This window comes from Microbispora bryophytorum (assembly GCF_043197435.1).
Classification (GTDB): Bacteria; Actinomycetota; Actinomycetes; order Streptosporangiales; family Streptosporangiaceae; genus Microbispora; species Microbispora bryophytorum.
In genome coordinates this window covers 328,257-340,029 of record NZ_JBICTF010000006.1, presented here as the reverse complement: position 1 = coordinate 340,029, position 11,773 = coordinate 328,257, and the positions used below count along the sequence as shown (strand labels likewise).

The window sequence follows — 11,773 nt, the reverse complement described above, 5'->3', positions numbered from 1 at the left end:
CGGGCGTAAAAGGGAAGGCATATGCCGGCCCGCCATGACCCCTCCGTTCGTGTCCGTTGTGCAATGCTCAGGAAAAGAATGTTAATAAGGCGTGTCCGGAAATCGGGCCATCTGAACGTGTGGGATCGCAATACTTGCGAGAACAAGGCGAAGGATCGACGTTCCTTTTGCCCGATCAAGCGTCTGCGCAGGTAGACGGCCTGGATGGTGTCCTGACGGAAGTGAATGCTGTTTTTCCTGTGACAATCGCGCTCGCTCCGGCCGCGAGAAGGAGACAGGCGGCGACGACGGCCGCGACCGTGGGCCAGGGGACGACCAGCGGAACGTCCGCGCCGGACTTCTGCGCCAGCCCGGCGCGCATCGCGAGCAGCGCCGGAACGGCCACGGCGAGACCGAGCAGGCTGCCGATCCCGGTGACGAGCGCCGCCTCGGCCGCGGCCGCCGCGGTCGCCTGCCGCCGCGTCGCGCCGGACAGACGCAGGACCGCGAACTCGCGTGCCCGCGCCGACGCCGCCATGACCTGCGTGTTGACGATCGCCAGGCCCGAGTAACCGGCCGAGACCCCGACCAGCAGGAGCGTGAACAGCCAGACGAGCCGGTCCTCCTCCGCCTGGTCGCCGGCCGCGCGGTCGGCGACGCTCACCGTCCGCGCCCCCGGGAAGACCATCCCGGCCGGCCGGGACACGTACGCCTCGGCGGTCAGCGCCGACGGGTCGTGCGCCCGGACCGTGTCCCTGGCGACCAGCACCTCCGCCGGCGCGCCGGGCAGGACCGCCGCGATCCGCAGGCGCACGGCCCTGCCGTCCTCGAAGGTGAGCGGCACGACGTCTCCCTTCCGCCAGCCGTGGTCCCGGGCGACCCATTCGGCGACCGCCGCCTCGTCCCCGGCGAGGTCACCGTCGCCCAGCGCGGTGAGCGGCCGGTCGCCGTACACGGTGGTGGGCAGCGGAGCGGTGATCGCCGCGGGGGCCGACGCCGCCGCGAGCGCCGCGTCCGACAGGCCGGGGGCGCCGTCGGGCACGAGCACCGCCGCCGCGGAGACGTCGGCCGCCCGCCCCGCCGTGTACGCCGCGGCGGTCGTGCGCACCATGCCGGTGACGAGGACGGCGAAGCCCACCGTCAGCAGCACCGGGGCCGCCGTCGCGGCCGTGCGCCGCACGGCCGTCATCGCGCTCCGCGCGGCCAGCATGCCCACGGCCGGCCGGGAGATCGGCCACGACAGGACGCGGACGAGCGCCGGGAGGACGACCGGCGCGAGCAGGGTGAGCCCGGCGATCAGCGCCATCGCGGCGAGCAGGACGTCGTTCACCAGGGCGTCCTCGGCGGCGGACCCGCTCGCCGCCGCCAGGGCCAGGCCGCCCGCGAGCGACACGACGCCCGCGACCCACCGCACGCGGGTCATCGGCGTGCCGCCCGCCGCGTGGTCGCGAAGGGCCTCCAGCGGGCGGACCCGGGCGGCCCTGCCCGAGGCGGACCACGCGCCGAGCAGGCCCGCCGCGATCCCGGCCGCGACCGCTCCGGCCACGGGCAGCGGGGCCGGCCGCACGCCGAACGACGCGGGCTCGAAGCCCGCCGCGACGAGCACCCCGCCCACGGCGGGCGCGACGACCGCACCCAGCAGCGCCCCGGCCGCCGCGGCGGCGGCTCCCACGGCGAGCGCCTCGCCGTACACGATCAGCCGCACCTGGCGCGGGGTCGCGCCGACCGCCCGCAGCAGACCGAACTCCCGGCGCCGCTGGGTGACCCGGAACGCGAACGTGGAGGCCACCACGAACACCGACACGAACCCGCCGAGCAGCGCCATCGCGGTCAGCACCTGCATGCCGATCCAGCGGGTCCGCGCGTCGGCCGCGGGCTCGGCCGCCGCCCGGTCCGGCCCGGCGAGCACCTGCCCGGAGCCGCCGGCGACGCGGCGTGCGGCGTCCCCCACGGCGGCCCGTACAGCGGCCCGTACAGCGGCCCGTACAGCGGCACGATCGAACCCCGGCCGGGTGAGCAGTCCGATGACGCGCACTCCGCCCCCGAGACGCGCGGCCTCGCCGTCCGAGACGTACGGCCCGGGGCCGTCGGCGAGCCCGCTGACGGTGTACGGCGCGGGTCCCCCGGCGGTCAGCAGCGTGACGGGCGAGCCCGGCGCGAGGCCGAGCGCGCGGTCGAGCACCACCTCTCCGGCGCGGACCGGCGGCCTGCCCGCCACCAGCCGGTGCGGCGCCAGCGCCGCGGTGCTCCAGCCTCGCGCCTCGTGCGCGCCGGCCGGTCCACCCCGGACGACGGCCTGGGCGTAGAAGGCGCGGTCGGGGACGGCGGCCGCGACGCCGGGCACCGACGTCAGCGCGCGGACCAGCGCCTCCACCGTCTCCGGGGACCAGGGCCGGTTCTCGGCGAAGGCGTTGCCGTCCCCGGGCGTGCCGGGAGTGCGTACGAGCAGGGGCGCGGCGGCGTACCGCGCGGGCACCCGCGGGCCCGCGGAGGTCAGCAGCAGCGCGCTCGCGGTGAGGACCGCGGCGCCGAGGCAGAGCGCGACGAAGGTGCCCGCGAGCCCGGTCCACCGGCCGTGGAGGAGAGAGCGGAGCAGGGACGGGCTCAGCATCCTTCCTCCAGGAGAGCCATGCGGGCGGCGATCTCGGCGGCGCTCGACCGGCCCAGCTCCCCGGCGAGCCGGCCGTCGGCCAGCAGCACGACCCGGTCCGCGTACGCCGCCGCGGCGGGGTCGTGCGTGACCATGACGACGGTCTGCCCGCGGGCGTCGACCAGCGTGCGCAGGAGTTCCATGACCACGCGGGACGCCGCGCTGTCGAGCGCGCCGGTGGGCTCGTCGGCGAAGAGCACGGCGGGCCCGGTTCCCCCTGATCGCGCGGCGAGTGACCGCGCGATGAGCATGCGGGCGATCGCCACCCGCTGCCGCTCGCCGCCGGACAGCTCGGCCGGCCGGTGCCCGGCGCGCCGCTCCAGGCCGACCTCGGCGAGCGCGTCGCGCACCTCCGCCCGGCCGGGGCGGCGCCCGGCCAGGCGGAGGGGGAGCGCCACGTTCTCCTCGGCGGTGAGCGCGTCGACCAGGTTGTAGTCCTGGAAGACGAAACCGACCCGTTCCCGGCGCAGCAGGGTCAGCGCCCTCTCGTCCAGCGGGCCGAGGTCGGTGCCGCCGATCAGCACGGTCCCGGACGTCGGCCGGTCGAGCCCGGCGGCGCAGTGCAGCAGCGTGGACTTGCCGGAGCCCGAGGGCCCCATCACGGCGGTGAAGGTCCCCTGGCCGAAGCCGAGGGTCACGCCGTCGAGAGCGGTCACCGCGCCGGGCCCGGAGCCGTACACCACGCGGACCTCGTCGAGCAGGACCGCCTGCCCGGTTGTCTGTGTCATGCCGGTCTGTGTCATGCCGGTTGGTGTCATGCCGGTCTGTGTCATGTCGCTCAGCCAACCGGCGGCGGGACCGCGAGGCACTGGCACTGGGGCGAGAACCAGAGGTATCCCCAGCACTACCGACACCGGCGCGCCCGGCGGTTACCGTCGGTGCCGTGGCCACCCCGCTTCTCGCCCCCGCCCCCGTGACCCTTGTGCCCCGGACCGCACTCGACGCGCTCGGCGGACCACCCCAGCGCTTCCTCGCCTCGGCCTGGCCGTGGAGGTCTCTGGCGTACCTGCTGGCCGGGGTCGTCCCCAGCCTCGCGTTCGCCGCCGTCCTGGCGCCCGTACGTGTGGTGGGCAGTCTGGCGGCCGCGCCGCTGTCCCTCGTGGTGGCCGCCGTGCTGCTGACGCCCATGGCCAGGTTCGAGCGATGGCGGCTGCGCCTCGCGGACCGGCAGCCGGTGCGCGGACTGCCGGACGGCTGGTGGCCGGGGTGGCGGGAGGCGGGGCACGCCCTCGTGGCGCTGGTCGCGCTCTGGTGGGCCGACCTGCTGGTGGTGGCGGCCGCGATCGCCGGGCCGGCGGTGCTGATCCTCTCCCCGGTCGTGCAGCCGACCGCTCCCGAAGGCGAGGCCACGCTGGGGCAGACCTTCGTCGCCTCGGCCGTCGGGCTGCTGCTGGTGCCCGTCGCGGCGTACACGCTCACCGCCTGGGCGGGCGCCAGGGCGGCGATGGCGCGGGCGATGATCGTCCCGCAGGAGGCCGAGATGCGGGAGATCGCGCGGTCGCGGGCTCGGCTGGTGGACGCCTTCGAGGCCGAGCGCCGCCGCATCGAGCGCGACCTGCACGACGGCGCGCAGCAGCGGCTCGTCGCGCTGTCCATGAAGCTCGGCCTGGCCGGGCTCGACCTTCCGCCGGCCTCGCCCGCGGCCGTGCGGCTCGACGAGGCGCGCGAGCTGGCCGGGCAGGCGCTCGCGGAGCTGCGCGAGCTGATCCGCGGCGTCCATCCACAGGTGCTCGCCGACCGCGGGCTGCCCGCCGCCGTACGCGACGTGGCCGGCAGGTCGCCGGTGCCCGCGCAGGTGCACGTCGAGCTGGACCGGCGGCTGCCCGAGCGGGTGGAGGCCGCCGCCTACTACGTCGCCTGCGAGGCGCTGGCGAACGTGGCCAAGCACAGCGGGGCCGGCTCCTGCGCGGTGCGCGGCCGGCTGCGCCGGGGGAGGCTCGTGCTGGAGATCGCCGACGACGGGATCGGGGGAGCGGACCCGGCGGGCGGCACCGGCCTGACCGGGCTCGCCGACCGGGTGGCGGCCGTCGGCGGCACACTGACCGTCGAGAGCCCGTGCGGCGGCCCGACCACGGTGAGGGCGCAGATCCCGTGCGAGTGGTGATCGCCGAAGACTCGGTGCTGCTCCGGGAGGGCCTCGCCGGCCTGCTGGAGCGGTTCGGGCACAGCGTCGTCGCGGCCGTCGGCGACGCCCCCGCGCTGATCGCGGCGGTCGCCGAGCAGGACCCGGATGTGGTGGTCGCCGACGTGCGCATGCCGCCCGGCTACAGCGACGAGGGACTGCGGGCCGTGCTGGAGCTGCGGGCGGCGCGGCCGTCCCTCGCGGTGCTGGTGCTCAGCCAGTACGTCGAGCAGACCTACGCCGCCGAACTGCTCGACCAGGCCCGCCCCTCGGGCGGGGGCGGCGTCGGCTACCTGCTGAAGGACCGGATCGGCGAGGTCACGCAGTTCGCCGACGCGGTGACGACGGTCGCGGGCGGCGGCACGGTGATCGACGCCGAGGTCGTCCGGCAGCTGCTGCGCGGGCGCCGTGACCCGCTGGCCCGGCTCACGCCGCGCGAGCGCGAGGTGCTCGCCCTCGTCGCGGAGGGGCGGTCGAACGCCGCGATCGCCCGCGCGCTGTTCGTCTCCGAGGCGGCCGTCGCCAAGCACATCGCGAGCATCCTGGCCAAGCTCGACCTGCCTCCGGACGCCGACGACCACCGCCGGGTGCTCGCCGTGCTCGCCTACCTGCGCGCCGCCGCGTGAGCGGGAAGACGCTCCAGGCAGAGCCGGGCGGCGCGTCGTTTCCTGAGCCATCTCACCAGCTCGGCGAGCGCGGCGATCGACAGCGCGATGGCGAGGCCGAGGAGCAGACCCTTGATCGGGTCGCTCTCGAACGCCGTCCCGCCGAAGAAGCCGATCAGCCCGGAGTACACCGCCCACGAGCACGCCGCGATCACGTCGAAGAACGTGAACGAGCGCAGCGGATGCCGTACGGCGCCCATGGTGAGCGTCGTCGCGGTGCGTCCACCGGGGATGTATCTGGCCATGACCAGGACGAGACCACCCCGCTCGGCCAGCGCGCTCCGCGCCCAGACGAACGGCTTCTTCTCCCGCAGCCTGCCCGCCGACCTGCTGCCGATCAGGTAGGAGACGTGGTCACCCGCGCATGCGCCGAGAGCCGCGACCACGATGACCAGGGCCAGGTTGGTCTCGCCCGACGCGGCGAACACCGCGGCGGTGATCACCGAGGTCTCGGCCGGCACGATCGGGAAGAACCCGTCGAGCAGCGCCAGGGCGAACAGCGCCACATACAACCAGGGCGATGACATCACCTGCTGGACCAGGTCGAGGATCGCGTGCGACATCAGCGTGACTCCGATCGTCCGTCAGGGCTTGGGTACACCGTGTCGGCCGGGGAGCATCGGGGACATCCGGGAGGTCCCGGATGGGACGCTGGCGCATCCCCGGCACAGGGGTCAGGGCCGACACGGCATGAAACTAGACACTCGGCAGGTCACGGCACATCGGACGATCGGCGGGCGTCAGTCCCTACTTTCGTATGGGGAAACGCCGGCCTCAGGAGAGGTCGGCGTCGTGGACGAGGATCGCGGCCTGCACTCGGTTGGCCAGGCCCAGCTTGGCGAGCAGCCGGCTCACGTGCGCCTTCACCGTCGGCTCCGACAGCTTCAGCTCCCGTCCGATCTCGGCGTTCGACAGGCCGCGCGCCAGCGCCCTGATCACGTCCTCCTCCCGGGCCGTGAGGGCGGCGAGCCGCTCGCGCGCGGCCTCGGCACGCGAGGGCGCCTTGTGGACGAACGAGCCGATGAGCCGCTTCAGAACGGCCGGGGAGAGCATCGCGTTCCCCGTGGCGACGGTGCGGACCGCGGTGATCAGCTCGCGTGGCGGGGTGTCCTTGAGGAGGAACCTCACGGCGCCGAGACGCAGCGCCTCGTGGACGTACTCGTCCAGATCGAAGGTGGTCAGCATCACCACCTTCGGGGCGCCGGCGGCGCGCAGGAGCCGCCCCGCGGTGGTCAGGCCGTCCATGCCGGGCATCCGGACGTCCATGAGCACGACAGCGTTCCCTCCGGATCACCCGGGACTACGTCACCGCCTTCCTCGACACCCACCTGAAGGGCAGGCGCCGGCCCCTGCTGGACGGGCCGTCGGCGAAATATCCGGAAGTCAGGTTCTGGTGAACGTCACCGCGCCGGGACGGGCTCGGGGGTGGGCATGATGCGCCGGACCTGCTCGCGCGCTCGGGGCGCGAGCCCGGCGGTCATCGGCGCCTTCTCGCTACGCAGCCGGTTGAGCGCGAGGGCGAGCGCGGTGCCCCACAGCAGGTGTCCCGCCAGCAGCGCGGCCTGGCGTCCCGCGCGGTCCTTCGGCAAGGGCGGGTAGGCGCCGATGCTCGGCGCGAGGCCCTGGTAGCCGAAATACCACACCAGCAACCCGTACGCCGTGCCGATCGGAACGGGCACCCGCTGTCCGGCCGAAAGCAGGCCGAGCATCGAGCCGCAGGAGGAGCCGAACGCGAAGTGCGCGATCGTGCCCAGCACGTTCTCCCCCCTCCGGGGCTTGTCCCGCCCGGAGAGGGTCAGCCGCGCGAACCGCCGCGGCGGCGGCTCCTCCAGCAGGCCGGCCCTGTCCGCCGCCATCAGCATCGCGCTGTACACGGCCGTCGCGAGCGCGCCGCCGACGGCGCCGTTCACCAGGTTGCGCATCATGAGGAGCCTTTTCCCACCCGGATCGGATCACCTGCCCTCGCGGTGCCCCGTCTTCGGTAAACAATCAAGGTCCGCCCGGCCGCGGGACGCCGGTGTCGCGGCGGCGCGTCACCCCGGCTTCACGGACGTCGCGTAGAGCGCGCGGGCGACGCCGACCCGGTTGGACACGCCGAGCTTGGCGAAGATGCGCGACAGGTGCATCTCCACGGTCTTCTGGGTCACGTAGAGCCGGTCGGCGATCTCCCGGTTCTTCAGCCCTTCACTGACCAGCCCGGCGATCTGCCGTTCGCGTTCGGTGAGGGGGGCGGCGCCCGGCCGGTCCCCGGGCGGGCCGCAGCGCCGCAGCGCCTCCCCGACGCTTCTGGCCCGCGCCGCGTCCCACGTCAGCCCGGCGGCGTCCAGCGCGGCGGCGGCGTCGGACGCGGCCTTCGCTCCGGCCGTCGCGTCGGCGGCGGCAAGGACCTGTGCTCGGGTGAGCAGCGCGACGGCCGCCGGCGCGGGGGCTTCGAACCGGGCGGCGAGCGCCTCGGCCGCGGCGGCCCATCGGCCGGCCACGTCGGGCCGCCCCGCGTCGAGCGCCGCGCGGGCGAGCAGCCCGCATCGCCGGACCCCGGCCGCCGGACCCGCCGCGCGTTCTTCACCGGCGATCTCGAGAAGGCTCCGGCAGCCGTCGGGATCGCCCGCGGCCAGCCTCGCCTCCGCGACCATCTCGGCGGCCAGCGCCCCGGGCCAGCCACGCACCACCGGCGGGCCGGAGGCCGCCAGGCGGTGTCGCAGGGTGTCGAGGTCGCCCATGCGGGCCGCGACCAGGCAGCGCGCCGCCTGCGCGTAGGAGCGGAGCGTGGCGCTCCCCGACCGCCAGGCCGCCTGCGCGGCCTCGTCGGCGCTCTCCTGGGCCGCCGTGAGCCGGTCGCCGGCGCACAGCGCCATGACCCGCGCCACCAGCGCGTGGCATTCGACGGCCCACCGGCCCGCCGACCGGCTGACGGTCACGGCGCGATCGAGATGCTGTATCGCGTCGTGCGGGCGTTCGAGGAGAAGCGCGGCCCAGCCGATCCACAGCGGCGCGTCGGGGCGCATGGCCAGTTCGTCGTCGGTGAGGGCGCCGAGGACCGCGGCGGCTCGGGGGAGCTCGTCGAGTCTTCCCGCCGACGGTGTCCCCGAGAGCACCGCCGCGACGGCGAGAGTCCCTCGCGCCGCGCAGTCCAGCAGGCGCAGATCGAGCCGATCGGCCATGCGGCCGGCCCGCGCGGCGTCGTCGCACGCCGTGGCGGGGTCACCGCTCACCGTTTCGAGCCACGCCTGCTCGTACGACAGGGCCGCGCGATCGGCCTCATGCCGGGTGTGCGCCAGTTCGGCGCCCACCAGGACGCGGGCCTCGCCGGATCGGCCCAGGTCGTGCAGAAGGTGGGCGCGCTCCGCGACCACCGCGGCGCGCAGGCCGTGGACGCCGGGGGGGAGCAGCCGCAGGGCCTCGGCCAAGGCGTCGGACGCCTGCTCCGGCTGCCCCGCCGACGCGCAGGCTCTGCCGAGCGCGAGCAGCAGGCCGACGCGGCCGCCGGCACGCTCGTCGTCATCGCCGGGAAGATCACCTGGAAGCATGTCGAGGGCCGCCCGCCGCCATTGGGCCGCCCGCCGAGGACACGCCGTCTCGATGTCGTCGGCGGCCGCGGCGAGCAGCGCGGCCGCGCCGAGGTCGCGCGAGGTGGCGATCCGCGTGACGTGCGGCGCCCTCTCGACGGCCCCCTCGATCGCACTCCCGGCGACGCCGGACGTACGGCCGGTCAGCAGCCGAGCCACCCGCGCGTGGGCGCCGAGCCGCCAGCCGGGGCTCACGTCGTGGTAGACGGCGCGACGCACCAGCGAGTGCCGGAACTCGAACCGCCCGGTGCCCGCCACGAGACGGATGAGGTCGTGGGAGGCGATCTCGTCGATGGCCGGATAGGCGTCCTGCTCGTTTAGCTCGGCGACCGCGGCCACCAACGGCACGGTGAGAGGGTCGCCGAGCACGGAACACGCGGCGACGACCAGTCTCCCCGTGGCCGACAGGCGGGCGACCTCGGTGGTCACGAGCGAGGCGAACCACGGCGGCACCGGGGCGATGTCGGCCTCGTCGATGCCGGGCGGGCCGCCGTGCAGCAGATCGGTCAGGGCTCCGAGATAACCCGGATTGCCCTCGCTCGCGCGATACAGATCCCTGCGCCATTCCGCGGGCAGGTCCTCGTCGACCAGAGTGAGGGCGTCGCTTTCGGCCAGCGGTTGCAGGCGCAGACGGGTGACCTCCCGCGCCGTGTCCGCGGCGGCGCGCAGTCGCGGGGACGCCTGCCGGGGGCGGTGCGCGAAGGCCAGGAGCACAGGGGCGCGCGGCGGCGTGGCCATCAGCCGGGACACCACGTCGACGGTGCCCGCGTCGGCGTGATGCAGATCGTCGAGGACGAGGGCGATCGGCCGGGACGCGGCGAGCACCTCCAGGAGCACGCGAACGGCGTGACCGGTGCGGTGGGGCGCCGTGGCCTCCGGAGGCGCGCCGGCGCCCGCGGCCAGGGAGGGGAAGACGGCCGCCAGCACGTCCAGATGGACCGCCGTCAGCCCTTCGAGCCGTCCGCTCCGCGTGGCGGAGAGCGGACCGTCCAGAGCGTCGACGATCGCTCCGAACGCCAGATCGCCGTCGGCCGGGTGCGGCCGGCCGGTGAACGCGGCGATTCCCGCCACCCGTGCGACGCGTGTCACCTCGGCGAGTAACGCGGTCTTGCCCATCGCGGGATCCCCGCTGATTTCGATGAGCGCGGGGCGGCCCTTCGACAAGCGGGAAACGGCGGCTTCGATCTCCCGGTGTTGTGCCTCCCGTCCGATGAGCGGACCCGTCGGCCGACATCGATCCGGCGCCGCGGCGGCAGCCGTGTTTCCGGGCGCCGGATACCACCGCGGCAGCGCACTCATATCTGTCACTCAACTGCCTCGCACTCTTGTCCGGTGCTTGCTGGCCGGCTTTCGGGCGCAGCTGTGAAACGATCGGCGGATTGCAATGGGAGCGCTCCCACAACTTTTACAGAATGGTCGCCGGAATGTCAGCGGCCGCCGACTGGCAAGAGGTGTCCTGGCAGGATGTTGTCAGCCGCCGCCCGCTCCTGAAATGGCGTCGCCACCCGCGCGTCCACGCTCCGTGAGCGTTTGACGACTTCCCGTCGGACCGGTCCACACGCTCCGCCGACCTGCCCGGTTGCCAAAGCAGATGGCAACCGGCGCCGCGGAGACGAGTTGGCAGGGCAGCCTTAATATGACGGTGCCTGGCAGGCTGCCGCGATGCTCAGCGCCGGATAACTGCCATGTGACGCGATACAGCGAACTGCCGGCGGTGTGCGAGGGAAATGGCATGTTGATTCGCAGGCATTGCCGTAACAGCGTGCTCCAGGGTTTCGGTTTGGACGCTACCAGCGAATCGGTTTACCTTACCGTCCTGGCGGAGCCGGACAGCACGGTCGCCGATTTGGGGCTGCGGCTGGACCTGAACGAGGACGACGTCCGGGCCGCACTGGACTGTCTGCAACGGCTCTCGCTGTTGCGGCCGTCGCGGGAGAGCCCGGGTGCGCTGTGCCCGGTGAGCCCGGAGATCGCGCTGGAAGCCCTCGTCAAACACCAAGAGGCCGAGCTGGTCCGGCAGCAGAACCAGATCGCGGAGAGCCGGGCGGCGATCGCCGTGCTGGCGGCCGAGTACGCGATCACCCGTCACGCGTCCGGCGATGTCCTCGAACGCCTCGCGGACATCGACGCGGTCCGAGAGCGGTCGGTGCAACTGGCGCGTGACGCGCGCCATGAGTTCCTGTCCCTGATGCCGATCGGCGCGCAGTCCGCCGAGAGCATGACGGCGAGCCGGTCGGCGGACAGGCAGATGCTGGAACGCGGGGTGGATGTGCGCGCCCTCTGCCTCGACACGATCGATCGGGATCCGGCCACGTCGGGTTATGCCCGCCGGCTCACCCGGCTCGGCGCCCGGGTGCGCACCGTTCCCGTGCTGCCCATCCGGATGATCATCGTGGACCGGGAGGTCGCGATGGTCCCGGTCGACTCCGAGCACACCGCGCTGGGCGCGGTGCTGGTCCGCGGCGCGGGCATGGTCGTGGCGATGCGCACGCTGTTCGACCTGCTGTGGGAACGCGGCCGGGACTTCGGCGCGCCCCGGGCACGCGACCGCCACGGCCTCACCGGCCAGGAGCGCGAACTGCTGAGGTTCCTGTACGAGGGGCACACCGACGAGGTGGTCGCGCGCAAACTCGGGATCTCCACCAGGACGTGCCGCCGGATCACGGCCGACCTGATGAACCGGCTGGGCGCCCGCAGCCGGTTCCAGGCCGGGGCACAGGCGGCGGAACGCGGCTGGTTCCACTACCCCGTGCCCGAAACCGACGTGTGCGTGGACGCGCCGTCCTCGTGA

At 74.4% G+C, this 11,773-nt stretch carries 9 protein-coding genes; 3 read left to right on the top strand and 6 right to left on the bottom strand.

Annotation, left to right across the window (positions count from 1 at the left end):
- Positions 1-175: 175 nt before the first annotated feature.
- Positions 176-2,590 carry an ABC transporter permease gene (locus ACGFIB_RS22325; RefSeq protein WP_393374613.1) on the bottom strand — a complete coding sequence of 805 codons (2,415 nt, stop codon included), beginning with the start codon at positions 2,588-2,590 and terminating at the stop codon, positions 176-178.
- Positions 2,584-3,357 (bottom strand): ABC transporter ATP-binding protein, encoded by a 774-nt coding sequence (locus tag ACGFIB_RS22320; RefSeq protein ID WP_393374611.1) that lies wholly within the window; start codon positions 3,355-3,357, stop codon positions 2,584-2,586. The genes ACGFIB_RS22325 and ACGFIB_RS22320 overlap by 7 nt, the downstream gene beginning before the upstream one ends.
- A gap of 155 nt (positions 3,358-3,512) precedes the next feature.
- On the opposite strand from ACGFIB_RS22320, the gene ACGFIB_RS22315 reads away from it, so the two are divergent.
- Together ACGFIB_RS22315 and ACGFIB_RS22310 are read left to right on the top strand one after the other, a co-directional pair.
- Positions 3,513-4,733: a sensor histidine kinase gene (locus ACGFIB_RS22315; protein ID WP_393374608.1), complete on the top strand. Its 1,221-nt coding sequence runs from the start codon at positions 3,513-3,515 to the stop codon at positions 4,731-4,733.
- Positions 4,721-5,377: a response regulator gene (locus ACGFIB_RS22310; protein ID WP_229689721.1), complete on the top strand. Its 657-nt coding sequence runs from the start codon at positions 4,721-4,723 to the stop codon at positions 5,375-5,377. The genes ACGFIB_RS22315 and ACGFIB_RS22310 overlap by 13 nt, the downstream gene beginning before the upstream one ends.
- Here ACGFIB_RS22310 and ACGFIB_RS22305 read toward each other — a convergent pair.
- The 4 genes from ACGFIB_RS22305 to ACGFIB_RS22290 form a co-directional block, all read right to left on the bottom strand.
- Positions 5,356-5,979: a DedA family protein gene (locus ACGFIB_RS22305; RefSeq protein ID WP_393374604.1), complete on the bottom strand. Its 624-nt coding sequence runs from the start codon at positions 5,977-5,979 to the stop codon at positions 5,356-5,358. The two genes, ACGFIB_RS22310 and ACGFIB_RS22305, sit on opposite strands and share 22 nt — an antisense overlap.
- Before the next feature lie 211 nt (positions 5,980-6,190).
- Positions 6,191-6,682, bottom strand: a complete 492-nt coding sequence (locus tag ACGFIB_RS22300; RefSeq protein ID WP_393375078.1) for a LuxR C-terminal-related transcriptional regulator — start codon at positions 6,680-6,682, stop codon at positions 6,191-6,193.
- 134 nt (positions 6,683-6,816) lie between these two features.
- Positions 6,817-7,341 (bottom strand): DUF6789 family protein, encoded by a 525-nt coding sequence (locus tag ACGFIB_RS22295; RefSeq protein ID WP_357249840.1) that lies wholly within the window; start codon positions 7,339-7,341, stop codon positions 6,817-6,819.
- Positions 7,342-7,449: 108 nt separating this feature from the next.
- Complete coding sequence (locus ACGFIB_RS22290) at positions 7,450-10,281, bottom strand: helix-turn-helix transcriptional regulator (RefSeq protein WP_393374601.1); 2,832 nt, start codon at positions 10,279-10,281, stop codon at positions 7,450-7,452.
- Between the two features lie 481 nt (positions 10,282-10,762).
- Between ACGFIB_RS22290 and ACGFIB_RS22285 the strand changes: the two genes are divergently transcribed.
- The gene (locus ACGFIB_RS22285) at positions 10,763-11,773 is read left to right on the top strand and encodes a LuxR C-terminal-related transcriptional regulator (protein ID WP_357249834.1); all 1,011 of its coding nucleotides are present in this window, start codon (positions 10,763-10,765) and stop codon (positions 11,771-11,773) included.